This is a genomic window from Cohnella endophytica (assembly GCF_003628305.1).
In the GTDB taxonomy this organism is placed as follows: Bacteria; Bacillota; Bacilli; order Paenibacillales; family Paenibacillaceae; genus Cohnella; species Cohnella endophytica.
Genome location: NZ_RBZM01000007.1, coordinates 175,683 through 200,666, shown reverse-complemented (window position 1 = coordinate 200,666; position 24,984 = coordinate 175,683). Strand labels below are relative to the sequence as shown.

The window sequence follows — 24,984 nt, the reverse complement described above, 5'->3', positions numbered from 1 at the left end:
TTGATACAAAGAATATCACTTAACAGGGATTTAACATCGTTTGTTATACGATGGTTCCATCAAGTTTAGGAGGAACAAAACAAATGTTTGAAATCAAGAATGTATCCAAACAATATAACGGCGAATTCGCATTGAATAATATTTCATTTGCCATGGGAAAAGGATTACATTTTATAGTCGGCGCTTCGGGCAGCGGTAAAACGACTCTACTGAAAATCATCAGCGGTATGGAGCAAGATTTCGATGGCGAGGCTTACTTTTGCGGGAAGAGCATTAAAGAATTAACCTCCAATGAAAAAAGCTATTATTACAACAATATTTTCGGATTTATTTGGCAGGACTTTAATTTACTCGAAGATTTATCGGTCTTAGACAATGTGTTGGTACCACGGTATTTAAAAAATAATCAAAATCAAAAGAACGCTGAAACGATTCTAAAAGACCTCAAAATATTTGACCTTGCACATCAAAAAGTGAAATATCTTTCAGGCGGTCAAAAACAGCGCGTTGCCATCGCAAGAGAGCTTATGAAAAATCCACGGGTTATTATTGCTGATGAGCCAACAAGTGCCTTGGATGAAAAAACCGCAAAAACAACAATGGATATTTTGAGAGCTATTTCTAAAAACCGAACAGTTATAGTTGTCACCCATGATGCCAATTTAATTGATAATAAATCAAACATTTTTAACTTGGATAAGGGAGAATTGATTGCGTCGCCACAAGAAATTGTAACTAAAACAGCAGGTCTTAAATACGATGAGCGTCATTCCTTATCTATCAAAAATGCTATTGCACTCACCGAATCGAATGTTAAAAGTAAATTTGGGCGATTTATAATATCAACCCTTGCTCTAATGGTTGCAGGAGTATTATGTCTTACGACTGTAAGCGGGACAATCGGGGGCAGCAGTCAGGGCGAGTTCGACAAGCTGATTGATACGTATGGCGAAGGACTTAAAGATATTAGTATAGTTGGCAGCTTTATGAGTGCGGGAGGAACGGGCGGTAATAAGGAAGAACAGCCGAACGCTAATGTAACGCAGGATATTGGCGGCTTATATGATAAATATGTAGGCGATAAGCGTATTGATTTTACTGCTTTTTTACAAGCGTTTAATGATATAGAAGTAACGGTTAGCGGCAAAGAGTATACAGTACAAAGCACAGGCAGTACTCCTTCAATCAATAAGCTGGTAGCAGGAAAAATGCCTACAGGCAAAGTTAACGAGGTTGTTGTCCCGGAAGGTTTTGTTAAAACATTGGGAATATCAAACGAGCAAGCTATAGGGAAAGAAATTGATTTTAGCAGCAAGATGTACAATTGGGACTCCGGTGAGCCTGTATTAAAAGACGCATCCATAACCGCAACAATAGTAGGCGTTGCAGATACGACTGTCTATTATGAATATGAAGGCAAAATGACAGAGTACACCGTTGATGACTCTTTCTTCTTCAGCAAAGCGGCACTTGATGATATGAGAAAACAAGCAGAAATAAAAAAGAACACAATGAATTTTCTTATTCGAGCCAAGACCCCTGCTGATATGATTTCCATTAAAGACGAGCTTAACGAAGCAGGCATAGTCCCTCTTGGCAGATTTGAACTTGTGGAGGATATTGTTAGATTAAATAAGCAAACGACCGAACAGTCAGGTTCTGCAAGTGTGATCATAGGAATTTTTTCTGTCGTTATGGTTATTGCCATCTTCCTTATCACAGGTTTTATGAGAAAAAGAGAATTTGCAATTTATAAAGTCAGCGGCTTTAATCATGCTCATTTGAACTTGCTTAACTTGTCGGAAAGGATAACAGAAACCCTTACGGCATCTCTGTTAATGCTTATTACATCGCCACTTATCAATATAGCTACCAGAGGCTTGTTCAGCGCAAGTATTCTTAATTCAAAGATGTTGTTAACGGGCGTGCTGTTGATTGCTTTAGTAGCCGTTGTGGCTTACATGACAACAGCTATTGCCATCCTAAAGACCCATACAATCATTGCTTTGAAGACAGGTGACCGATAATGATTCAGATCAATAACCTTAGTAAAAGATATGATCATTCAATAATTCTTGATAATACAAGCATTACCTTGCCAAGCAAAGGACTGATTTGTCTTTTAGGCGCATCGGGCTCTGGTAAAAGCACTCTGCTTAATATGATTGCAGGCTTCGACAGCCAATACAGCGGTGATATTACGGTCTGGGGTACTTCGATCAGCAAACTGAACGCCGATGAACTGTGTTCATATCGCAGAGATCATATCGGATTTATCTTTCAAAACTACCATCTTTTAAGCGGATATACCGTACTAGAAAATATCTTGCTTGCTTGCGAGCTGAATCCTTCAAGCGAAGAGGAAAACGAAAAAAATGCCAAAGAACTGTTAAATAAACTGGGATTATCGCAAAAGAAGGATGCAAAAATCGAAAATCTTTCGGGCGGTCAAAAGCAAAGAGCTGCTATTGCAAGAGCGTTAATTCGCAATCCTCATATTGTGCTGGCTGATGAGCCGACAGGAGCATTAGACCGTAGCAACTCCAATGATATTATGGAGCTCTTAAAAGGAATTTCGAAGGACCGTTTGGTTATTGTCATTACTCACGATCAGAAGATTTGCAGCTTTGCAGATAACGTCATTCATATCGAGAACGGAAAAATGATTGCCAACGCTCTCGATACTCAAACAGATCGTACTGATAATAATGGGCTCAGCTTAAATAAGGCTGTCAAGGGTTCAGCGTTCAAGCGAGGGCTTAAGAACTTCAATGTTCATCTCACACGCTATATAGCTGTCAGTCTGGCCATTTCCATCGGTATCCTTGCATTTATGCTGTCTTTATCTTCGGGGAATATGATGGAGAAGTCGATTTCAGATTTTAAGGATAAGAACACCGCCTTTAACAACGGCTATATCAAAGGTGAGGATGACGGAACCGTCTACGAACTGCTGAATTCCGATAAGCGTATCAAAAATGTTTATTATCAATACAAAATAACCGATGTTACTTTAAGGTTGGGAAATAAAACCGAAGTAATAGCAGAAAAATACCCCCTGCCAAAGGCTACTGAAAATATGTCTTACGGTGTTATGCCAAAAGCAGGCGAACAGGAAATCGCACTTAGTCCGAGCCTTGCCAAAAAATTTGGGAATGATATTCGTAATTTGCTTGGTAAAGAACTTACCTTAAAGTACGGCGAAAAAAAATACACGCTTACGATAAGCGGCATTTATAATGCAGGCTACGATGATTTCTTCGTAAGCTCCGATATTGAACAGGATTTTTACAAAGATAGGGATGGCGATAAATGCTATTCCATTAGTTACGATGTAAAAGACTTTGGAGATATTGTTTCAGTGAGCCAAATGCTTGCCGACAATAAAATCGATAGTAAAACTTCAGCCAAAGAAGTCGGAGCTTTGCAAAGTACGTTCAACAGTCTTAGCCGTTTGTTCTTAATTGTTTCTATTTTAATTCTAGCGATTGGTTTGTTTATAAGTACAGTACTGCTTATCAAGCTGCAAAATTCGAGATATAAGGAAATAGGGCTACTGTCCGCTTTGGGATTCAATAAAGGAACAATAGGAAAAATGATTGTCAGCGAAAATCTGCTTTTATCGGCGATGTCGGCTATCTTTAATGCTGTCCTCGTTGGCTGTACTTATTTTATAAGTAGGGTCGTCCATTTAGAAATCCTCATTACCCCCTTACAAATGTTACTATCCATGTTTTCCACAGGCGTTGTTGTTATTCTAATTAGCATAATAGCCAGCTACAAGTTAATCCGTACAGAACCTGCTGTAGCATTGAGAAAGTGAATCAAAACGACCCTTCTGCTAAAGATGCAGGAGGGTCGTTTTGATTCCATATCTAGACCGTCACCCCACATGAAATGTGGATTTGGTCGTTTCTTTTTTTTCGATTAGTTTTCCATTCTCAAGGTAAAGCACTCGATCGCAAAGCGGCAGTACTCGGTCATCATGCGTAACCATAACCGCGCTCTTTCGCTGATCCTTTACTTGCTTCGCGATCATATTCACGATATCGAGCCCTCGTGAAGCATCTAAGCTTGCTGTTGGTTCATCTGCGAATAAGACAGCTGGGTCATTCATCAAAGCTCTTGCGATAGCTACCCGTTGACGCTCGCCCCCTGAGAGTTTCTCAGGATATGCGTTTCGCCGATGCGACAATCCCATCTTATCGAGCAACTCTTTTGCTCGTTTGGTTGCCTTTGCCTTTTCCATCCCGGCAAGCTTAGTTACCAAAACCAGTTGTTCTTCAACTTTCAAGTATGGAATCAAGTTGGCGCTTTGAAAAATAAACCCGATTTTTTGAAGTCGCAGATCAGAAAGCTCTTGCTTGTTTTTACCGATAATGGATTCTCCATCGAGTAGAACATGCCCGCTCGTTGGTTCAAGAAGTGCTCCTGCGATGGACAAAAATGTACTTTTGCCCGAGCCTGAAGGGCCCATTACCGCGACGAGTTCACCTTCGGCCACCTCAAGGTTTAGCTTATCCAAAATCGTTCTTTCGATACCGCCATCCTCAAATGTCCGTGTAATCTCCTGTAAAATAAGTCTTTTTTTCATGCTGCTGTCCTCCCAATCGCGTCTAAAGCGTCAATTTTGGCGACTTTCCACACCGAAAATAGCGAACCGGCCAATGACATGGTTACAAAGGACACGCAAGTAAGTGCCAGGGTGGAAAAGCCTAATTGAAATGGCATGGAGCTTGGCAATACGGCCTCAAACAATTGAACCAATAGGACGCTAAGGACCAAGCTACCGACCGATAAGACTAACACCTGCAGCGTCACGCTTCTGGCTAAATAGGCAGTACGTGTACCGATGGCTTTCAAAATACCAAATTGACTGGTTTTCTGAATGGTGATGACATAAAAGAATACAGCGAGCACAAAGGCAGAGATAACAAACAAGAAAACAATCATCATCAAAAGCGAGCCTTGCTCTTCTTTGTAACCAGGAATCGCAGAGACTGCCTCGGACTTCTTTATCACTTCCGTATTGGGCAGCGCGGACTGAAGCTCCTTCACTTTTTCTTTCGAAGCTTTAACGGCGATTGCATTATAAACTTTACTGTCCGCCGCTGATCCGGTTCCTTGACTCGTGAGCGTCTGAGCTTGAAGAGTAAGCCAATCCTGCTTATTTAGAAAGACAGCCGGAGTATGACTGAATGACTCGTTTTTTACAAATCCGCTTACGGTCCATTTTATTCCCGATGCTTGATCTTCAATGATTGAGCCAATTTTGACTCCAGAATCAGACAGCTTTTGATCAACAAGAACATGATCTCTTGTCTGATCCGAGATGGGTGAACCTTCTGTTACGGTTGGTGCCAGCCAGCCATCGAGATTAACCGCAAGCAGAGTAACATCAATCTTCTCCGTTTCTCCAGTTGGAACAACCGTTGTCATTTTCACGCCAAGCGACTCTGCATTCTCTTTCCCAACGATTAAGCCAGCCTTTTCTAACTGATTCTGATCGACCTGCGATCTGGTGAAACGGTGATTAGAGTCCTTTTCCAAGACAAAATGCGTTGCAGACATATTCTTAACGGAAGCGGCGTTGTCATACGCAAGCCCCTGTGCAAGCCCGGTTACAAACAGGACAAGAAATGCAACAAGCACCATAATTGTAGCGATTAACGTATACCGAGCCTTTGCAAATCTCATTTCTCGAATTGCCAGATACATTGTGCTTCCCTCCTTCGGAATGACTAAAGTATAGGAAGCGAATATGAACAACTGATGAATAACAGATTACAGTTGGGGTTACGGTAAAGTAATGGGATCCACCTATTAACGCCAAATCGCGAAATTAAAGGCCATCCTTTGCGGATGGCCCTTTTTGATCTCGATATTTTAATAGTCGCCTAAAAGTTTATTTTTGAGAATCAAGAATAAACATCGATGCATCTTGTCCCATGAATATTTTACTGCCATTATAAAAAGTTTTGGATTGAATATTCTTGTACCCTATTTTAGTCATAAGGTCAGTTAACTCATCTTGATTAAATCCGTTATGAACGATATCTGAAATTACTTTTTCATTTTTATCAAAATCTACGATTAGTAAATGTCCTCCTTCATTTAGGACATCAAATAATCTTGATAAAATTAATTCGACATCATCAATATGGAGTAAAACCTGAGCCATAAAAATAGAGTCGGCATGTAAATCCGTTAGACTTGCCTTTTCAAAATCAAAGCATAATGTATTTGCATTGCGAATATTTGAATCGGAAATCTTTTGCTTGATTTGATCAATCATGTTCGGCGAAGTATCCAGAAAAAGCATGGAATTAAAATCGTTTAACAAGTTCATTCCGACAAGACCCGTTCCACATCCAAAATCAATGGCATTCTTACTATTAGCCTCAACTAAATATTCACGAATGGCATCGGATGATACTTTTGCAATTTGGATTCTTTCGGGAGTGTCATACATATTAGCGATCATTTCAAACTTATCCGTATTTCCCATTATGACCTCTCCAATCCGCTAATATCGTCGAAATTCCGCAAAAGGCGCTGCTCTAACCCTTTTTCGTTTGTTTTTAGTTCCTGCATGATCGGAATACTCATATCGGTATTTGGGTTGTATTTGAGGCCCCAATGCATAATGGCAAATATAACCGGAAACAGATCAAGTGCCATCTGTGTTGGTCGGTACATCGTTTGTGAGCGGTTTGAATCGCCTTCTCTCTTGACGAGAAGGCCTGCTTCAACGAGTGATTGAAGCCGTGCGCTCAAAATATTGGTTGAGATGCGCTCACGTGAAGCAAGAAACTCGCGGTAATGCCGCTTGTTATGGATAAGGACGTCACGAAGTATGACTAGACTCCATGGATCGCCCCATATGTCGAGCGCATATACGATTGGACAAACTGTGGAAGATCGCTTTTTCATGAGCATGATTATAATATTCATGCTTGCATTTTGCAAGTTAAGGCTATTTATTTTACCGTACTTGCATTTTGCAAGTACGAATCGTATACTCAGGATGTTAGTCAACAAATAGCGAGAGGAGCTACCCAGCATGAATCACAATTACAGCACTTCTTTTATGGTAGAACAAAGCCCTGAAGAAATCTTTGCCGCCATTAATAACGTCCGCGGATGGTGGTCAGAAGAAATTGAGGGAAGGACCGACGAACTGGGCGAATTTAAGTACCACTACCAAAACATTCACCGTTGCACCATAGAAATCACCGAACTTGTTCCAGGTAACAAGGTTGCTTGGCACATTATTGACAACTACTTTAACTTCGTCATGGACAAGAGCGAGTGGAAAAATACCGACATCGTCTTTGAAATCACCAAGAAGGGCGACAAATCAGAAGTTCGTTTTACGCATGTAGGCCTCGTCCCCTCGTACGAATGCTACAGCGTCTGCTCTGATGCCTGGAACACCTACATCAACGGCAGCCTGCGCAACTTGATTGCCGAGGGTAAAGGCAAGCCCAACCAAAACGAGCAAATTGCAAATAAACACGGCTTAGAAAACGCTTAGACCCTTTTATAGCTAATATCAGGAAGCTGCGAGAGTTCGATCGGGCGGTTAATATAATAGCCTTGCAACCCCCAGCAGTTCATTGCCTTCAGCATGTCAAACTGACTCGCGTTTTCCACTCCTTCTGCGATAACAAGCAGGTCTAGCGCTTTAGCTATCAGCATCATAGCCGACAATAGCGATTCGTTTCTATTCTGAATAAATGAACGATCGATCTTAAGCTTATCGATCGGGAGCAGCGTCAGCATGCTTAGCGAAGAATAGCCTGTACCGAAGTCGTCTAGCGCGATCGTAAAACCAGCGGCTCTTAATTGTTTAAGCTTTTCCTGTACGTCACGAACGTCATGAATAACGATACTTTCCGTAATTTCCAGTTCCATCGCTTGAGGAGTGACGTTCTCGTTCTCCAAAATGCGAATCAGCCGATCGACGAAATCAGGTTCAATTAATTGGATTTTCGAGATATTAACGGATACCTTAAAGGAAGAACCATACTTATTCCTGAATTGATGCCAATCCTGACTAGCTTGGCGGATAACCCAATATCCGATCGGAACGATAAGTCCGGTCGCTTCCGCAACAGGAATGAAGGCGCTCGGCGGAACCACGTCATGATCCGTCCGATTCCAGCGCAACAGCGCTTCAGCCCCGACAGTAGTGTTCGAAATCGGGCAATAGATCAATTGATAGTGCAACGCTAATTCCCCGCGATCAACCGCATGAGATAGCTCAAGTTCGTGAATAAAGTTTTCAACGTGATCGTACTTCGAATTTTCTTCATAGACGTGGTGCCGTTTTCTCCCGTCGCCTTTCGCTCTGTACAGCGCGATGTCCGCCTGCTTTAACAGCATCTGCAATTCTGCTTCTTCCTCTGACCGTACGGCTACCCCGATGCTTACGCTCAAATTCATCGTCCGATCTTTTACAGTAAAGGGTGCCTCGAACGCTTCATTAATTTTGTCGACGGTGAATGCCGGCGAACGGCCTTCCTCGGTTGAAACGACAATGAACTCGTCACCGCCGAGTCTAACAAGTATGTGATCGGAGCCCAGATTACGAATGAGACGCTTCGCCACTTCCACCAGCACGGCATCGCCTGCATCATGTCCAAACGTATCGTTAATATTTTTGAAAAAATCCATGTCAATCAAAAACAACGACACCGGACTAGCGACACATTCAAGCAAGTACCGTCGGTTGTAGAGCTGCGTAAGATCGTCGAGATAAGCCAACTCGCGCAGCTTGTGTTCATATTTTTGGCGCTCGGAAGTGTCCCGCGTCACGCTGAATACGAATTCCACGTTACCATGCTCGTCAAAAATCGGGTTCAAGATGCTCTCCCCACTCACCTTGCCGCTTGGAAGCAGGAAACCTTCCTCGTATCGATTCGTTTGGCGTTCGGTCAATACGCGGGAATACTTCTGCTGCAAGTAGTTCGCCATTTCCAATGTATTGACTTCATAAAAAGTCCGCCCGACTTCATCCATTGTAATGCCGCTGAACTCAGTTGCAGCATGGTTGACGTAATAATATTTGAATTGTCCGTCATCCACCTTCATGACGAATATCGAGTCTTCGATTTCATCCAACATTAACGGAAGCATGAACGGCAACTTAGATGCATTCTGCAAAAGTATCCCACCCTACTCTTTTTTAGGATACAGTTAAGCGTATCACAAGTGAAGCGATCCGGGTCAATGGAATTACAAAACAAGGCTGCTTTGAGTTTGACCTCAAAGCAGCCTTGCTCTCGATTTCTTTACTTGCTCTTTTGCGCCATCATTTTCAACAGCACCGTTACCGCCTCTGCTCTTGTCGTTTTACCTTCGGGAGCAAATCGGTTCGCGCCTTTGCCTTCGATAATCCCCAGCTTTTTCATGACCGCCACTGCGCCTTTTGCCCAGTTCGGAATGTCTTTATCATCCGCGAAGCCAGTTGCCTCAGCCGCTCCGCCGTTCTGACCCAAAGCTTTTGCGATGATCGCAGCCATTTCTGCACGAGTGATTTCGGCATTCGGGCGGAAGGAGCCGTCTTCATAACCGTTAATAACACCCGCGTACACTGCCTGCGCGACGGACTTCTGCGCCCAAGAGCCGATCTTCTCCTTGTCGGTGAACTTCAATTCCGCTCCATCTCCTTGCGGTTTGAGCGCGTTCATTAGCATGACCGCGAACTCCGCGCGCGTCACGGTACGATTCGGCTTGAACGTGCCGTCCGGATAGCCGCTGACGATGCCGGCGCTTACCGCTTGCTTGATTCCGGCTTCGGCCCAGTGTGTGGCAATATCGCTGAAGTTCGCTAGCGGAGTGGCATCGACTGCCGCCAATACGGCGTATTTCGTGAAGTGATTGACATCTACGGTAATGTTGTTGCCGCTCACTGTACCGCCGACTTTCACCCATTCCTTCTTCGCTTCGTCATAGTAGAAGACGACCGGCTTCTCATTTCCCTTCAAGCTATTCGGATCAAATTTGAAAGTGAGCGTGACAGGTTTGTCGAAATTTTCCGTAAAGTTTTTCAGAACTTCGAATACCGAGCTGAGCAGAATTTCCTTATTCGTAATCAGCGTCTGTATGTCGGAGACTTTGTCGATCGTTAATCTCAGCTCTTTGCCGGTAGCATTAGCAGGAATGACGATCTTGATCTCATCGCCTATGCTAACCTCGCCCGATTTGCCGACAGGAAGCGTAAGTTTGCCGTCCGACGAGGTGACTTTATCGCTTATCCCGCCGGTGTTTCCGTTCCCGTCATAGGTCACAAACTTCTGGATCGCACGCAAGTAGGGATATCCGTTATTGCGCGATGAACTTATCCCCCATAGGTTTGTAAAGTCCCAGCTTGAATCTTCATAAGTGCTTTGCATCTTCATCTCTTCAGTTGTTTTGCCATCGCCTTTGTCTGAATCCGATTGTCCCGTCGTACTTTTGTCGTAGAAGCTGTTGCTGATCTCTCCGTCACTGTAGCCAATCAAACCGCCCACATCGTCGCTGCTTCCTGTAACATGTCCCGTGGCATAACTGTTGCTAACCTCTCCATAATGGCTACCGATCAAACCGCCTACGCTGGAGTCGTTTCCTGTTACGCTTCCTGCCGCATAGCTGTTGCTGATCTCTCCATCATTGTCGCCAACCAAACCGCCTACGCTGGATTCGTTTCCTGCTACGCTTCCTGCTGCATAGCTGTTGCTGATCTCTCCATAATTGTAACCAACCAAACCGCCTACACTGGATTCGTTTCCTGTTACGCTTCCTGTTGCATAGCTGTCGCTGATCTCTCCATAATAATTGTAGCCAACCAGCCCGCCTACACTGGAGTCGTTTCCTGTTACGCTTCCTGTTGCAGAGCTGTTGCTGATCTCTCCGCCAACGTTAAGGCCTACCAAGCCGCCTACTTCCTCTTTACCTGTAACATTTACATTTTCCAGTTTCATATTCTTAACGCTCGCATTAAAGCCTATAAAACCAAATAACCCAACATAATAATCATCTGGTCTATTAATCGTCAAGCCTGTGATTTTGTGTCCATTGCCGTCCATATTCCCCTGAAAAGGTTGACCGGAACCCCCGATCGGCAACCATCCTTGGACGTAGCTGCTCAAATCAATATCCGACATCAGCTTAAAATAAAGATCCGAATCCAAATAGTTCCTGACCAAATCAAGCTCCTCGCCGGTTTTAATCTGATAAGGATCGCTTAAAGTACCCGTTCCAATGCTTAAAACCTTCATCCACTGCGCGTACAGCATCACATCGGACGAGATTGTGCCCTCTTCGCCTGCTGCGTAATACGTTCCTTGTCCATTCGCCTGCGTGTTCCAACCTGCGAATGCGTAGCCCGTCTTCACCAGATTACCGGTGTTGCCGTATACCGACACCTTATTGCCGTTATACGAACCGCTGTTGGTCGGAACGTTTCCTCCTGTGCTGCCGTTGCCGTTATACGTCACCGTGTACCTAGAATGTACGGTATAAGACATAACGGACGATTCGCTTGCGTCATGGTTGTCGTCACCCGAGAAGACAGCCGTTATGGAGTGCGAACCGATCGCCAGATCGGACGTCTTAAAGCTGGCGGAGGCCGAGGCGCTTAGGAATTCTCCCAATCCCATCGTAATCGTATAGTTACCTTGACCCCAGAAGGTGATGGTTTGAGCTGTAGCATCCAGCGTAATCTGCCATAAATAACGTGCCCCGTCCTTTCTCCATTGCTGAACAATGTTTCCGGAAGAGTCGTAAGCAACAATGACCATAGCCAAGTCATTAGTCCAATAACTGTAAGCCCGATAGGTGTATTCTCCCCATTGAATAATGGGACATGTAGCACTGGTGAAGGTATCGGGTCCAGCGTAACAAGAAGAAGTCGCACCGTCAGGGATCGTAGCTCTTTTATCGGCCAACGTAATGATCGGTTCAGCCGTAGTTAATGTTGCTGTCATAAGGTTTTGATTACCATCCTTGAGTGTGACCGTACCTCTCGGGGTAGTTCCGCCCATTACTGGGTCGAGAACGGTGGCCGTGAAAGTTACTTCCTCTCCATAAGTTGATATTGAGGAATTTGCCGAAATCTTCGACGTAGCCGTGCCCTGAGCCATGGCGATCCCCGAATAAATCGTTGTGGATACTGCCAAAGCGAGGACAATCATGATCGTCAATTTTTGTTTTACCCTGCCAAAAATGTTGTACACCCCTATTTCTCCTTTGCTTTAATAGTAAAAAACCGAAAGACTGTCATAATACTCCTTACGATATCGTACAGAATTCACCTGAAAACTGAAAAGAAAGCGTTTCATGTCAGATTATGACTATATTTAAGAAATAAAACAACGAATTTTATCATAAAAAAAAGGAGCAAAACAAAAGTTTTGCTCCTTCCGCGATTGGAAATTATTCAATTCTTCCTGAGCGTACCGTTCAATGCTCGATCGTAAACACCGGCCGTTCAAGATCGTTCAAGTAAATATGAAAGCTCCCCGGTTCCACCGTACGCTGCAGATTGGCATCGAGGTACTTCAGATCTTCCAAGGAGAGGCTCATATCGACGTTAACTTCTCCATAAGCCGGTACATCTACGACTTGATAAGCTTTCATCTCGCGCATGGGACGAGCTGCCTTGGATACCAGATCCTCGATATACAAAATTACGATTTCCGAATAGTCGTATCGGCTTGGATTGCGGATCTTGAAGTTCACCTTCAAGTCTTGATTTTCCTTAATGCCGTGACCGGATATCGAGAAGTCCGAATAGGTCGCTCCGGTGTAGGTTAGCCCGTGTCCGAACGGGAACAACGGTCCGATTTCGCAGTCCTGATACCGGCTGCTGTAGCTTGAAGCGTTGGCCGGACGACCTGAGCTGTACTCGTTATAGTGGATAGGCGTTTGTGCCGAATAACGCGGGAAAGACATGGTCAATTTGCCGGACGGAGTCGATTGGCCGACGATGAGCGACGCGACGGCCGCTCCCGCTCTCGTCCCCGGGTACCAACACCACAGCAACGCCGGAATATCGTCAACGATATCCTGCAGCGCAAGCGGGCGACCCGAGAAGCAGACGCACGCATAGGGCACGTCGGTCTGCTTCACGGCGCGGATCAACCGTTTCTGCTCTTCGTCCAATTCGAGATGGACGCTACTGTGCCCTTCTCCGCTTTGTCCCCAATGCTCCCCGATCGTAACGACGAAATAATCGCAACGCTCCAGCACGTCCTTCGGGCAATCTTCCAGCGTTTCGAACGCGGACACCGACAGCGAAGCGTCCGCCAGCCGCATGCCTTCCTCGAGCGTCAAGGCATCCTCGAATTTACCTTTGCACGCCCAGTTGCCGAGCAGTTCCCGCGTACGGGCATACGATCCTAAGAGAATAACGTTCTTATGCTCCTCGCGTAACGGCAGCGCGTCGTTATCGTTCTTTAACAGTACGCAGCTTCTGCGGCCCGCTTCTTCGGCAAACGCCAGAGATCCGGCATTCAAGATGACGGTTTCTTCCGCCGACTCGTCCGCGTAAGGATTGTCGAACAGGCCCAGTTCGTTCTTGAGCTGCAGCACTTTGAGAACGGCCGCATCTACGTCCTGCATCAATGCCGGATTCCGGCTCGCGATGTCCTCGCAATGCTCCAGGTAGAAAGTAGAGACCATCTCGATGTCCACGCCCGCTTCGAGCGCCAATTCCGCCGCTTCTTTACCGTCACGGGCGACGCGGTGTTTCCGTAGCTCTCCAATAGCGCCCCAATCCGAAATCAGCAAATCCTCGAATTGGTACAGGCCCCTCAGGACGTCTTTGAGCATCCACCGGTTAGCCGTCACCGGAACGCCGTTGAACGTGTTGAACGCGGTCATGACGAACTTAGGCTTCTCCTGCAGAGCGATTTCATAAGGCTTGCCGTAGTAATCGAAGAACTCCCGGTGCGACATATCCACGGTATTATAATCTTTGCCGCCGATCCCAGCCCCGTAGGCCGCGAAGTGCTTCAAGCAAGCCGCTACGCCGTCTTGGGAGATGCGTCCTTCCCGGACCTTCTGGTACCCTTTGATCATGGCTTTCCCTAGATTGCCGGACAACAGATGGTCCTCTCCGAACGATTCCATTACCCTGCCCCATCTAGCATCCCGCACCAGATCGACCATCGGCGAGAAATTCACGTGAATGCCGGCAGCCCTCAGCTCGGACGCCGTTTCCTCCGCCGTTTGCCTCAAGATTCGTTCATCCCAGGTACAAGACAATCCCAATGGGATCGGGAATATCGTCTTGTACCCGTGGATGGCGTCGTGCATGAAGAGCAAAGGAATTTTCAGCCTGGATTTGCTTAGATATTCCGATTGAATACGATTGGTCATGACGGCGCTCGAAGCGCCGATGACGCTGCCGATCGTGTATAGCGAGTCGCCTTCTAGCATGTGCCGGGAATAAGCGGGGCCGGTTTCTACCATTTCATCGTCGACTTTGCCGACGTACAGCTCGCCGGTAATTTGCGTGAGCTGCCCGAACTTCTCTTTCAACGTCATCGATTCCAATAATGCTTGTAACTGATGGTTATCCATATTCAAGCCTCTCCAAACGCGTTTCGCCGCCGATTTATTTCCATTCAAGCGCAGGCAGAATGTCCTTCTGAAGCTCGCACATCTCGTCGATCATCGCACATGCCTGATAGTACGTCGGCGCCTGAGGGTCGAGCAGAATCGCCTGCAGAAGCTTCGTTTTGGACTTTTCCACGTAGGCTTCGAGCAGCAACTTGTGGATCGTCCCTTGAATGTGGATCGTCCCGATCACCGCTGTCGGCAGTTCGACCGTCATCGGCTTCAGTTCGATTCCGCGACCGTTCGCGACGGCTTGCGTTTCGACCGCCATATCGTCCGGGAGCCCCTTAATCGCGCCCTTGTTCGGCAAGTTGACGGCGTTGATCTCGATCTCGTCGTCGAAGAAAATCGCTTCGATGATCGGAATGGCGTACTCCTGGCTCGGTTGGACTTTCGTTTTATCGTAAGTGTAAGCTTGTTTGACCCAATCCTCTTGCGACTGCACCTGATCGAACAGCCCTTTGTCCAGACTGTTGCCGTTCGCGCAATAGACGAAATCCGGCGTTCTTGAGCCTTTTTTCCACAGCTGCTCCCGGATAGGGTCATAGCGGTATTGCAGCGACAAGCCCGCGTAGAAATCCGCCGCGTACGAGACGTACTCCCCGCAATGGTTCGTTCCCGGATACGGGTAATAACCGTAAATTTGATACATCGTGCGGGACAACGCAATATGGTCGAACTGCGCTAGACGGTTGGCCTTTTGTTCTTTCTCGCGGAAGAGAGGGTATAAGTCTTTGCCCGTCTTCTTGTCCCACACCTTCGTGAAGAAACCGAAGTGGTTCAGTCCGCCGCCTTCGAAGCCGATTTCTTCCGGTTTCATCTCCAGGAATTCGCAAAGCTGGTGTACGCCCATGTCCAGACCGTGGCATAGTCCTACGATTTTGATGGACGTTAATTTGGAGACGGCCTCTACCAATTTCGCTTCCGGATTCGTGTAGTTGATGAACCAAGCGTCCGGGCATACCTTCTCCATCATGCGGGCGATTTCGAGCATCGGGTCCAGATTGCGCAGCGTATGGAACATCGATCCCGGCCCGCCGTTCTCCCCGTAGATTTGCTTGCTGCCGTAGCGACGCGGGATGTGGAAGTCCTGCGACCAGTAGAAATAACGGTCGACTTCGATTGCGACGATCGCGAAATCGGCGCCGCGCAGCGCCTGCTCCAGATCGGTCGTCTGCCAGATGGAGGCCGAACGGGAGAAGGAATCGAACATTTCCTTCGCATACTCGTAAGTCCGTTTTACGTTGTCCGCATCGATATCCATCAATGCGATCTCGAGCTCGACTTGGGTGTTCAAACGTTGAGACAACGCGATATCTTGCAGGGCACCCAGCGCGAACGACACGCTTCCGGCTCCGATTAAGGCGATTTTCAATTTTTTCATCGTTTAAATACCCCTTTGCATCAGTTGTGATGGCGATTCGATAAGGCCGCTATTCCTTCAAAGCCCCTACCATGGCGCCGGATAAAATATTACGCTGGAAAACGATATACGTAATGGCGGCAGGCAAAGCCGATACGATCGCCGCCGTTGCGATCATCGGATAATTCATCGTGAATTTCGTTTGGAAATAATTTAGGCCTACCGGCAATGTCCGCAAATGATCGTTCTGGATCAAAATCGTCGGAAGCATAAAGTTGTTCCAAGTCCCGATGGCCGTAAATACGATCAGTGACACCAATGGCGCGTATAACATCGGCATAATGATATAGTACAAATTTTTCATTTCGGTCGAGCCGTCCATGCGGGCCGATTCAAGCAGGGCATTCGGAATGTCCTTCATGAAACCCCGCAGCAAAAATATGGCGAACGGAATGCTCATCGCGATTTGAGGCAGGATTAGCGACCAAATCGTATTTAACAACCCCATCGATTTCAAGTTGTTGAACAACGGAATAATGATCAAATCCAGCGGAATCGTCAGTCCCCACAGGACGATAAGAAAGAATATTCCTTTTGCTCTGAATTTCATATAAGCGAACGGATAAGCGCCGAGTAAGGAAAAGACGATGACGAACAACACGACGACCGCGGTAACGATCACGCTGTTCTTATAGTAGGTCAGGAATTTGCCGACCTCCCAAATTCGGGAGTAATTATCCCAATGCACGACATGCGGCAAAGACAACGGTCCGTAAATATTGATTTCATCCGTCGTTTTAAGGGACGTACTAATGATCAACAGGAACGGAGCAATCGTCAGCAATGCCGTACAAGTCATGACGGCATAAACGAGTATACGTCGGATCAACGAAGATCGGGTCATGGTCATAAGCTCATTAGTCCTTTTCCCTGATCAGAATGATGGATCTGGAGACGATCAGTATGAACACGGTCAACAGAATGGAGGCCGCCGCCGCGAATCCCAATCGATTAACGATAAAGCCTTGCGTATAGACGTAATACGAGATGACATAGGAGCTGTATCCCGGACCGCCTTTGGTCGTGGCCATGACGATATCGAACACGCTGAAGGAACCGATAGTCATCAGAATGACGACCGTCGTGATCGTTTGCCGTAACCCAGGAATCGACACATGGCGGAATTGGCCCCATGCCCCGCATCCGTCGATGTTCGCCGCGTCGTACAGTTGCGAATCCACGCCCTGCAGCGCGGCGGTGAAGATCATCGTCGTATAGCCGAAGCTGCCCCAGACGAAAATGACGAACAGCGCAATCATGACCAGATCCGGATTGCCCAACCAGCCTGCGACCGGCCGCGCGATCCCGAGCTTATCCAGAATCGCGGACAGCGGCCCGAAGGTCGGGTCGTAAATCCACTTCCAGATGACGGCCGCGATAACGGACGAAATGATCTGCGGGAAGAAAAAGCCCAGCTGATACCATTTAGTGAACTTGACCTTGCCTCTGACGAGCAGGTTGGCGAAAACAAGGCCGAGCCAGACGGGAACCGTCGCTCCGCCGAGCACCCAAAGCAGCGTATTTTTGATCGCCTTCGCGAACATCGGCTCGTCGGTAAATAGATGAATATAGTTTTGCATCCCGACAAACCGCTTAGGACTGATGCCATCCCAGTTCGTCATGCTGATATAGAATGTTTGCATAGCCGGCCACACCATGAACCAGATCACCATAGCAAACGCGGGAAGCAAGAACAAATAAGCTAGAGGATTGGTCTTCTCCGGGCTTCTGCGTTTAATGATGCGTTTAAGATAAGGAATGGCTTCTTGTTTCACTTACATCGCCTCATCATATAGGATGGATGTCCTCTAACCCGCAAGGGGCTAAAGGACATCGGTTGTCGGTTACTTATTCGGTTGCTTATTGACCTTGCGCCACTAGGACGAGCTTGTTGTATTCTTTCTTGATTTCTTCCCATGCTTGTTCGGGCGTTGTCTTGTGGAACGACATCATTTGCAGTTGTTTGTTTATAATATCCGCGAGACCCGGCACTGCGTTGTCCAAGAAGAAGCCCATTTCCGTCGATTGAATCGATTGATCCACTTCTTTCTTCAGATCGGAAGCATTGGCGCCCGACATGTCCGCCTTAACCGTCGGAGTAGAACCGCCTTCATACCAGAGCTTGACGATTTCCGGATTCATAAACGTATCGATGAAATCCAAAGCCGCTTGTTTTTTCTCGTCGCTCAGGTCCGCGTTGAGTGCCCATCCGCCGTCCGTCGCGTTGACGATCGCATGCGATTGGCTGCTCGCGTCTGCTGCCGGGAAAGCGAACGCGCCCGTCGGCACTTTCGTGCCCTCATAGGTCGGGATGTCCCAGTTGCCGCCTAGAACCATGGCAGACTGTCCTTTGGCGTAGTACGTAGGTACCGCGTTGCCATCGATCGAAGCGTCTTCTTTCCGGAAGTATCCGCTGTTTTGCCAGTCGTTGACTTGTGTCAGAGCGGAAACTATCGCTTTTTCGAATGCAGGCGTGATTCCTTTTTGGAAATAGAACTGTTGAACGTCGTCCTTGGACGTTTGGTTGTAAATCATATTAAACACGGACCACATCTTCGGCGTGTTGGACATTCCGCCGTTTTCCATCGGAACGTAGCCGGCTTCTTTGACTTTCGCCATGATTGAGTTTAACTCGTCCATCGTTTTCGGAGGCGTCAGGTTCAACTTGTTAAAGATGTCTTTGTTGTAGTAAACAACGACGGGAGCCGTCATGAACGGAACGCTGTAGTCTTTGCCCGGAGTCCGCGCGTTCTGGAATTCAATAGCGCCCGGCACTTGTTTGTCGGCCCAGCCCCGGCTATTCACTTCATCGGTGATATCTAACAAATAGTTGTTTTTTTGCAGCATCTGCTGCATCGTGTCGTCCACGTAAACGATATCTTGTCCCGCTCCGGAAGTAAATGCTAGCTTCAGGTTTTGGGCATACTCGGACCATGGGCTCGGATTGTATTCAATCGTTACGTTCGGGTGCGTTTGGTTGAATAGTTTGATCGTTTCGTTCATGATCTCCACCCGCGACTCGTCGGTCATGCTCGAAGTGACGGTAAGCTTGAATTTATTGGAACCGGAAGCGGATGCGGAAGCGTTTCCAGATGCATCCGACGTATTTTTGGAACCGCAACCCACCATGCCGGCGGCCAAGATCGATACTGCGCTTAGGGCTAGACTAGCTTTCCATTTGTTCATTTGAGTGTCCCCTTTGAAATCGGATTTGTTTGCTCTCTCGGATGATGATTTCGATGCGTACATTGAAACCTATCGGCAGTTTCATGGATCAAATGAATGCCGCTGCCGCCTCGTCCAGACAAAAGTGTACGTTCGGATGCCGCTGTAAGACCGTTACCGGAACTTCGTTCGTCACTTCATGATGCAAAGCTTGTCTCATGATTTCCGCTTTCTTTTCTCCATCGACCACGACGATGACATTGCCCGCTTGCAGCACATGTTTGATCCCCAGCGTGATTCCCCGTTGCAGATCTTTCTCCTCTTGAAAATACTTCGAGGAAACTTGTTTGGTCACGGAGTCGAGGTCAATGACGTGCGAGTATAGATCAAAGCTGACTTGGGGCTCGTTAAAGCCCAGGTGGCCGTTCATTCCGACGCCGAGCAGCAATAAATCGATTTTCCCGTGGGATCCGATCAGCTCGTCCATCTTCTTGCATTCCTCTTCCAGGTTGTCGCTTGTTCCGTTAAAGAAATGAACGTTCTCTTCTTTAATGCCGCACGGACCGAAAAAATGAAGGTCCATCGTTTGTCTACAGCTGCCTTCGTCTTTGCCGTTCAATCCGACCCATTCATCCAGGCTGATGAAGCGGCATCGATCGAAGTTCACCTCGCCATTCCGCAAGGCTTCCACTAAACATGAGAACGTGCCGATCGGCGTATTTCCCGCGGCGAAGCAAACCAGGGAATCGGGTTTCTGCTTAATATGTTGAATGATCAATTCGGCAGCCCGCAGAGACATTTCCCGGTAGTCGCGCCCGATGTACGTCTTCATGTTATCTCCCCTTTGTTAGAATTCCTATTTGTTCGAATGCAAGAGCGACCGCTCCGACGGCTCCCGCTTCCTCCCCGATGACAGTCAATTCTATCGTCGTGGGAATCGGCGTCAAACTCGCCACTTTCGAGCGTATAAGCTCCAACACCGGGAACAACGATTGAGAAACCCCGCCGCACAAGATGACCTTCTGCGGGTTAAGCAAACTTACCATATTAGCGATGCCCATCGATAAATCCGCTACGAATCGATGAATGATCGTCACGGATTCTTCATCCCCTCGGACGTATTGTTCGAACAAGGAATGAGGCGAATCGCCATGCTGAGCCAAAGCCATGCCGGATATTTTTTTCTCGAACATTCCGAATTGTCCGAAGACGTTGTCCTCGCGGCCGACTTCGTCTTGTTCCACGACCAAATAGGCGACTTCCCCCGCCATATGGTTACTGCCTTTCACCAACGAACCGTTCGCCATGATCGCGCTTCCGACGCCCGTCCCGATTGCCACGACTATGAAGTCGCTCGTATCCTTCGCCGAGCCTACCCAGCGTTCGCCGAGAGCCGCGCAGTTCACGTCGTTGTCGACGAAGACCGGCTTGTTAAAGTAACGCTGCATTTCGTCGCGGAACGGAACGTGTTTCCAGTTCAAAGCCGGAGCTTCTATGACGGTACCGTCTTCGCTGTTCGTAATTCCCGGAACGCCGAACCCTATGGCGGCCACTTGGTCCAAAGATACGGCGGCATCCCGAAGGCATTCCTTAATTTGCTCGGAGATGGCTTCGAAGTGTTCGGAGGTGTTTACCTTTTTTTTGTACACGACTTCTCCGTCTTGATTGGCAATAAGCATCATGATTTTCGTTCCGCCGATATCGACTCCAAGGCCGTATAATGGCTCGGAACGAGATGGTTGTCCTTCTATATCTCTCGCCATGTAATCCCTCTTTCAGCACTGCAAATCCAGCATTTCTGGTTAGTTTGTTGTCTGTACGTACTAACTAAACCGATTATAAATCGCTTTCACAGTTATGTCAATTACAAAACAAACTAAATAAACACGTCCAGGTTCGTGTGGAACAACCGAACCTGGACGTGTTTATAGGAATGATTATAGGACGTTCTGCTCTTGGTCGAAAGCATGCGCGATAACCCCGAGAACACCGGCTTCCGATCCCATCCTGGTGGTTTCCACTGTCGTCCGAATCGGAGTCATCTTGCCGACGGCAGATTGAATTTCGGCCAGCAACGGCTGCAAATAACCGGAAACCTCGCCGCCGAGAATCACCTTCTCCGGATTCAGCAGGCTGACCATGTTGGAGATTCCGATGGACAGATGCGTGACAAAGCGGTTCATCGTCTGAACGGCTCGGGGATCCCCTTGTTCATAACCCTTAAACAAAGCTTGCACCGAACTCTCGTCCTCGGCGAGCGACTTTCCCGATATTTTTTTCTCGAAAACTCCGAATTGGCCGGCCACGTTAACCTGATTGCGGGATACATCATCTTCCTGAATGAGATACGCGATCTCTCCGGCCATAAAATCTTTGCCAAGCACCAAGTTTCCGTTCGCGACAATCGCGCTGCCTACGCCGGATCCGAGTCCGATGTAGATGTAGATGAAGTCTTCCAAGTCTTTGGCGCCGCCGACCCAACGCTCGCCCAAAGCCGCGCAGTTCACGTCGTTGTTAATATAGACGGGCATGTCCAAATGTTTTTTCATTTCTTCGACGAAACGAACGTCTTTCCAGCCAAATTCCGGCGCGTCCACGACAATGCCTTCCTTGCTGTTCGTTAAGCCGGGGACGCAGAAGCCGACGGCGATTACGGAATCCATCGAGACCGAAGCCTTGCGCAAGCTTGACCGAATGCACTCGTAGATCGTCTTAAAATCCTTGTCGGTTTCCCACTGCTCCTTCCAGGCGACGTTCCCGTCGAGATCCGTAATGCAGATGAAAAGCCCCGTAGCCGTTAGTTCAACGCCAACGCCATAGCCGGACTGCGGGTTGAATCCAAGCTCGATCGCCCTTCTGCCGCCTTCTTTGGTCGAGGACCCCAAGCCCGTTTCGACGACGAATTTCTTCGCGATCAACTCGTCGACGATCGTTGAAACGGTCGATCGGCTGAAGTTCAGTTTCTGTGCGACTTTCGCACGGCTGATCGGCTGGTGGGAACGGATCATTTCCAATACGAGGTCCCGATTTATTTTCTTAAAGAGCTCCAAGTTCCCTTTTCTCAACTCTCATATCTCCCCGCAACCCTTTTGAACTAAATTTAATCCATTCGTCTATGCTCGTCAATTTCAAGATTCCGTATCAGGATTGTCTGGCCATCCTAACGCCTCAAGCTTACCATTCCATCTGTTCGCCTTTATTGTTCACGAACAGCGGACGATCTTCGATTTCGGCTTCGCCAAGGCGAACAATCGTATCCGCGATATAGGTTGCTGCCTGCTTGGAAGTTAATTCGGCCGTCGTATCCAGCGTACCGTTCATGTAAGTCTGCATCCAACCCGGATAGATGACGAGCACTCTTCCTCCCTCTTTCTTCAGATGATTATGAAGAATATTGGATTGAATGTTGAGCGCCGCTTTGGACATGCAATATCCGTACCAGCCTTCCCTCGTAGGCTGACGGATTTGTCCCGCCTCGGAAGAAATGTTGACGATCGTCTTGCTTTCGCTATTCATCAACAGACCGGCTAGCGCTTGGGTCATCCGAAGCGGACCGACCGAGTTGACGTTAAACTCCTTGATCATATGATCGAAATTAAGATCGTCATAGACGGTAACGTCCCTGTCGATCAGAATTCCCGCGTTGTTGATCAGCATATCGAGCTTGTCGGTACGGTCGGCGATAAAAGCTCCGGCCCGTTTGATACTGGCATCGTCCGACACGTCCATCTGAACGGGAACAATCCGATCGCCATATCGCTCCGCAAGCGCGTCAAGCTCGTTCCATTCGGCCAAATATTTGCCCGCGAATACCGTATATCCCCGCTCGAGAAAATTCAACGTCAATTCCAAGCCCAAGCCTCGGTCGGCACCCGTAACGCAAATGGATTTATTCATCTCGTAATCCTCCTGAATAGGCTTTGTATCGCCAAAATGCCGGTGCAATGGACGCGAACAAGCGCTTCATCCCATTTCGGCCTCCTAGCGAATCTATCTCCGAAGCTTGCTCGCTGGCCTGATCCTAGAGTTTGCGGGCAACCCAACGAACGGCTCTTCTCAACGTCTCGCGAACCTCGGGAACGGCATAGGCGTGACGATCGTGACCGAGCAGCGTCTGATATACGCGGGAATTCCGGTAGCCGGACGTCCACGCCAGCGGCTCCTCTTGCTTCGTAAGATTGGATACCGCGGCGTAGAGAGGGTGAATGTCCACGTCGCCTTCTTGCTTGAAATAGAGCTCGTCCTGAATATCGAACGTTGCGATACTTTGAGTAATCGGGTGGGACTCGTCCAGCATCCGCACCGTGAAGGTTCCGTATTCGTCGTGCGCGCTTTCTCCGTGATGATTCCACACCCGGGGAACGATTCGGCGGTATTCCGGCCAATCGGAAGCTCCGGCCTCCGGCAAGGAGAAATTAAACGCCCCGTTGGCGAAATGCAAAATCACGATTCCCTTCCCTTGCTCGGCGAAGCCGATCACGTTCGCTTTCGCCTGCTCGCTAAGCTCCGTCGGATCGTGCCAGTTGCAATAGTTAAACGCAAGAACATCGAACCCGTCCAAATCGCCGGCCAGTACTTCGATATCCAACGATACGGTTACCTCTATATCGTTATCTGATTGAAGCGCTTCCTGAATAAGAGGCGTGTTTTCCTCCCAGTTATGCCATTTATGATTTTCATTTCCCGAGATCAATAAGACCTTCAACGGTTGGTTTGCCATGCGGGCCAGCTCCTTGTTCATTGGATTTGTTTATACTAATATAAGAAACGACCATGCGTTCGGAACAACTTGTCGAAAGGAGCATAGACCGCCAATGACGACAGGCCATGACTTTTCCCATTTGATCGAAAACACGATTTCCCATTTTATTTTTTCCCATGCCAACAACCAAACGGTATCTTCCATCCATTTCGACGAGTGGAGGCTTCTTCCTTATACCGTGATCGTGTGCCCGATCGTCGGGGAATGCTTCTGCGAATACGAAACGAACGAGGTTGTCTCGGCCCGGAGCGGAAGCACGCTAATCGTCCCCCCTAATGTCAAGCACAAGTACAGAATGGATATCGGCAAAGTACACTACGCGCATATTCACTACACTTTTTTGCAAAATATCGATATTTTGGCATTGTTCAACGTGCCGTCTGTCGTTACGGGAGCGGAAAGCGACAGAATCTCTTCCTTGTTAAAGCAACTGTCCGAATCTACCGACAGCAACTCCTCCGACAAAATCTCGATCAAAACCGTCATTCATGCCAGAGCGCTGGCGCTTGAACTGCTGGTCGCCATCCTGGACGCTTCGAAAATCAAGCGGGAAAGCATGGATTTCTTCATTCACTTCTCGAAAATCTCCGCCGTTCTCGAATACATCGACCAGAACATCGACAAGCCGATTACCCGCGAGGAATTAGCGGGTTTACTCGCGGTTTCCCCCACCCGTTTCCATTACATTTTCAATGACATTATGAAAATTTCCCCGATTCTGTACGTTAACAAAATCAGACTACAGAAAGCGCAAACCTTGCTTGCTTCTACAGATATCCCGGTTGGCGAGGTTGCGCTCAGATCCGGATACCCCGACATTCACCATTTCAGCAAGCAATTCAAAAAATGGGTTGGCGTCTCTCCCTCCAAATACAAAGAAAACTCCCGTCTTTCCTTCCTTCATATCGAATAGCCCTGGATCGCCGCGAAGCCGTTCGTCCCCCCTCTTCCTGCCGACAGTGCCATTCTAATCCAACAAACCCGAAGGCGAAAATGGAACATCCGATTCAAGTTTTGTATATTCCTA

General features: G+C 47.6%; 20 protein-coding genes. 4 read left to right on the top strand and 16 right to left on the bottom strand.

The window, feature by feature from the left end:
* The first annotated feature begins 83 nt into the window (after nt 1-83).
* Complete coding sequence (locus D7Z26_RS16850) at nt 84-2,027, top strand: ABC transporter ATP-binding protein/permease (RefSeq protein WP_120978158.1); 1,944 nt, start codon at nt 84-86, stop codon at nt 2,025-2,027.
* Nucleotides 2,027-3,823 carry an ABC transporter ATP-binding protein/permease gene (locus tag D7Z26_RS16845; protein WP_120978157.1) on the top strand — a complete coding sequence of 599 codons (1,797 nt, stop codon included), beginning with the start codon at nt 2,027-2,029 and terminating at the stop codon, nt 3,821-3,823. Before D7Z26_RS16850 ends, D7Z26_RS16845 begins: the two co-directional genes overlap by 1 nt.
* A 60-nt stretch (nt 3,824-3,883) precedes the next feature.
* Here the strand turns inward: D7Z26_RS16845 and D7Z26_RS16840 are convergent, their stop codons facing one another.
* The 4 genes from D7Z26_RS16840 to D7Z26_RS16825 form a co-directional block, all read right to left on the bottom strand.
* Nucleotides 3,884-4,594 (bottom strand): ABC transporter ATP-binding protein, encoded by a 711-nt coding sequence (locus D7Z26_RS16840; RefSeq protein WP_120978156.1) that lies wholly within the window; start codon nt 4,592-4,594, stop codon nt 3,884-3,886.
* Entirely contained in the window at nt 4,591-5,718 is a 1,128-nt protein-coding gene (locus D7Z26_RS16835) for an ABC transporter permease (RefSeq protein WP_120978155.1), read from the bottom strand. Before D7Z26_RS16835 ends, D7Z26_RS16840 begins: the two co-directional genes overlap by 4 nt.
* Before the next feature lie 187 nt (nt 5,719-5,905).
* On the bottom strand, nt 5,906-6,508 hold the full coding sequence (locus D7Z26_RS16830; RefSeq protein ID WP_120978154.1) for a class I SAM-dependent methyltransferase: 603 nt from the start codon (nt 6,506-6,508) through the stop codon (nt 5,906-5,908).
* Nucleotides 6,508-6,939 (bottom strand): winged helix-turn-helix transcriptional regulator, encoded by a 432-nt coding sequence (locus D7Z26_RS16825; RefSeq protein WP_158602355.1) that lies wholly within the window; start codon nt 6,937-6,939, stop codon nt 6,508-6,510. Before D7Z26_RS16825 ends, D7Z26_RS16830 begins: the two co-directional genes overlap by 1 nt.
* Before the next feature lie 124 nt (nt 6,940-7,063).
* Between D7Z26_RS16825 and D7Z26_RS16820 the strand changes: the two genes are divergently transcribed.
* Nucleotides 7,064-7,537 (top strand): SRPBCC family protein, encoded by a 474-nt coding sequence (locus tag D7Z26_RS16820; protein WP_120978152.1) that lies wholly within the window; start codon nt 7,064-7,066, stop codon nt 7,535-7,537.
* Here the strand turns inward: D7Z26_RS16820 and D7Z26_RS16815 are convergent.
* The 12 genes from D7Z26_RS16815 to D7Z26_RS16760 form a co-directional block, all read right to left on the bottom strand.
* On the bottom strand, nt 7,534-9,168 hold the full coding sequence (locus tag D7Z26_RS16815; protein ID WP_120978151.1) for a putative bifunctional diguanylate cyclase/phosphodiesterase: 1,635 nt from the start codon (nt 9,166-9,168) through the stop codon (nt 7,534-7,536). The two genes, D7Z26_RS16820 and D7Z26_RS16815, sit on opposite strands and share 4 nt — an antisense overlap.
* 128 nt (nt 9,169-9,296) lie before the next feature.
* Nucleotides 9,297-12,221: an S-layer homology domain-containing protein gene (locus D7Z26_RS16810; RefSeq protein ID WP_120978150.1), complete on the bottom strand. Its 2,925-nt coding sequence runs from the start codon at nt 12,219-12,221 to the stop codon at nt 9,297-9,299.
* Nucleotides 12,222-12,447: 226 nt separating this feature from the next.
* Complete coding sequence (locus D7Z26_RS16805) at nt 12,448-14,571, bottom strand: glycoside hydrolase family 3 N-terminal domain-containing protein (RefSeq protein WP_120978149.1); 2,124 nt, start codon at nt 14,569-14,571, stop codon at nt 12,448-12,450.
* Between the two features lie 34 nt (nt 14,572-14,605).
* Nucleotides 14,606-15,991, bottom strand: a complete 1,386-nt coding sequence (locus D7Z26_RS16800; RefSeq protein WP_120978148.1) for a family 4 glycosyl hydrolase — start codon at nt 15,989-15,991, stop codon at nt 14,606-14,608.
* 49 nt (nt 15,992-16,040) lie between these two features.
* Nucleotides 16,041-16,874 carry a carbohydrate ABC transporter permease gene (locus tag D7Z26_RS16795; protein ID WP_158602354.1) on the bottom strand — a complete coding sequence of 278 codons (834 nt, stop codon included), beginning with the start codon at nt 16,872-16,874 and terminating at the stop codon, nt 16,041-16,043.
* Nucleotides 16,875-16,887: 13 nt separating this feature from the next.
* Nucleotides 16,888-17,805 carry a carbohydrate ABC transporter permease gene (locus tag D7Z26_RS16790; RefSeq protein ID WP_120978146.1) on the bottom strand — a complete coding sequence of 306 codons (918 nt, stop codon included), beginning with the start codon at nt 17,803-17,805 and terminating at the stop codon, nt 16,888-16,890.
* An 85-nt stretch (nt 17,806-17,890) separates the two neighbouring features.
* On the bottom strand, nt 17,891-19,216 hold the full coding sequence (locus D7Z26_RS16785) for an ABC transporter substrate-binding protein (RefSeq protein WP_158602353.1): 1,326 nt from the start codon (nt 19,214-19,216) through the stop codon (nt 17,891-17,893).
* 88 nt (nt 19,217-19,304) lie between these two features.
* Nucleotides 19,305-20,027 carry a glucosamine-6-phosphate deaminase gene (locus tag D7Z26_RS16780; RefSeq protein WP_120978144.1) on the bottom strand — a complete coding sequence of 241 codons (723 nt, stop codon included), beginning with the start codon at nt 20,025-20,027 and terminating at the stop codon, nt 19,305-19,307.
* Between the two features lies 1 nt (nt 20,028).
* The gene (locus D7Z26_RS16775) at nt 20,029-20,958 is read right to left on the bottom strand and encodes an ROK family protein (RefSeq protein ID WP_120978143.1); all 930 of its coding nucleotides are present in this window, start codon (nt 20,956-20,958) and stop codon (nt 20,029-20,031) included.
* Nucleotides 20,959-21,132: 174 nt separating this feature from the next.
* Nucleotides 21,133-22,260, bottom strand: a complete 1,128-nt coding sequence (locus D7Z26_RS16770; RefSeq protein WP_120978142.1) for an ROK family transcriptional regulator — start codon at nt 22,258-22,260, stop codon at nt 21,133-21,135.
* A 109-nt stretch (nt 22,261-22,369) separates the two neighbouring features.
* A complete protein-coding gene (locus D7Z26_RS16765; protein ID WP_120978141.1) occupies nt 22,370-23,092 on the bottom strand; it encodes an SDR family NAD(P)-dependent oxidoreductase in 723 nt (240 codons plus the stop codon).
* Between the two features lie 124 nt (nt 23,093-23,216).
* Nucleotides 23,217-23,915 carry a ThuA domain-containing protein gene (locus D7Z26_RS16760; protein ID WP_158602352.1) on the bottom strand — a complete coding sequence of 233 codons (699 nt, stop codon included), beginning with the start codon at nt 23,913-23,915 and terminating at the stop codon, nt 23,217-23,219.
* A gap of 94 nt (nt 23,916-24,009) precedes the next feature.
* Here D7Z26_RS16760 and D7Z26_RS16755 point away from each other — a divergent pair, with 94 nt between their 5' ends.
* The gene (locus tag D7Z26_RS16755; RefSeq protein WP_158602351.1) at nt 24,010-24,870 is read left to right on the top strand and encodes an AraC family transcriptional regulator; all 861 of its coding nucleotides are present in this window, start codon (nt 24,010-24,012) and stop codon (nt 24,868-24,870) included.
* Nucleotides 24,871-24,984: the final 114 nt, after the last annotated feature.

Coding starts and splice junctions, on each gene's coding strand:
- D7Z26_RS16850 (WP_120978158.1), top strand. CDS start 84: ATGTTTGAAATCAAGAATGTATCCAAACAATATAACGGCGAATTCGCA.
- D7Z26_RS16845 (WP_120978157.1), top strand. CDS start 2,027: ATGATTCAGATCAATAACCTTAGTAAAAGATATGATCATTCAATAATT.
- D7Z26_RS16840 (WP_120978156.1), bottom strand. CDS start 4,594: ATGAAAAAAAGACTTATTTTACAGGAGATTACACGGACATTTGAGGAT.
- D7Z26_RS16835 (WP_120978155.1), bottom strand. CDS start 5,718: ATGTATCTGGCAATTCGAGAAATGAGATTTGCAAAGGCTCGGTATACG.
- D7Z26_RS16830 (WP_120978154.1), bottom strand. CDS start 6,508: ATGGGAAATACGGATAAGTTTGAAATGATCGCTAATATGTATGACACT.
- D7Z26_RS16825 (WP_158602355.1), bottom strand. CDS start 6,939: ATGCTCATGAAAAAGCGATCTTCCACAGTTTGTCCAATCGTATATGCG.
- D7Z26_RS16820 (WP_120978152.1), top strand. CDS start 7,064: ATGAATCACAATTACAGCACTTCTTTTATGGTAGAACAAAGCCCTGAA.
- D7Z26_RS16805 (WP_120978149.1), bottom strand. CDS start 14,571: ATGGATAACCATCAGTTACAAGCATTATTGGAATCGATGACGTTGAAA.
- D7Z26_RS16800 (WP_120978148.1), bottom strand. CDS start 15,991: ATGAAAAAATTGAAAATCGCCTTAATCGGAGCCGGAAGCGTGTCGTTC.
- D7Z26_RS16795 (WP_158602354.1), bottom strand. CDS start 16,874: ATGACCCGATCTTCGTTGATCCGACGTATACTCGTTTATGCCGTCATG.
- D7Z26_RS16785 (WP_158602353.1), bottom strand. CDS start 19,216: ATGAACAAATGGAAAGCTAGTCTAGCCCTAAGCGCAGTATCGATCTTG.
- D7Z26_RS16780 (WP_120978144.1), bottom strand. CDS start 20,027: ATGAAGACGTACATCGGGCGCGACTACCGGGAAATGTCTCTGCGGGCT.
- D7Z26_RS16775 (WP_120978143.1), bottom strand. CDS start 20,958: ATGGCGAGAGATATAGAAGGACAACCATCTCGTTCCGAGCCATTATAC.
- D7Z26_RS16765 (WP_120978141.1), bottom strand. CDS start 23,092: ATGAATAAATCCATTTGCGTTACGGGTGCCGACCGAGGCTTGGGCTTG.
- D7Z26_RS16760 (WP_158602352.1), bottom strand. CDS start 23,915: ATGGCAAACCAACCGTTGAAGGTCTTATTGATCTCGGGAAATGAAAAT.
- D7Z26_RS16755 (WP_158602351.1), top strand. CDS start 24,010: ATGACGACAGGCCATGACTTTTCCCATTTGATCGAAAACACGATTTCC.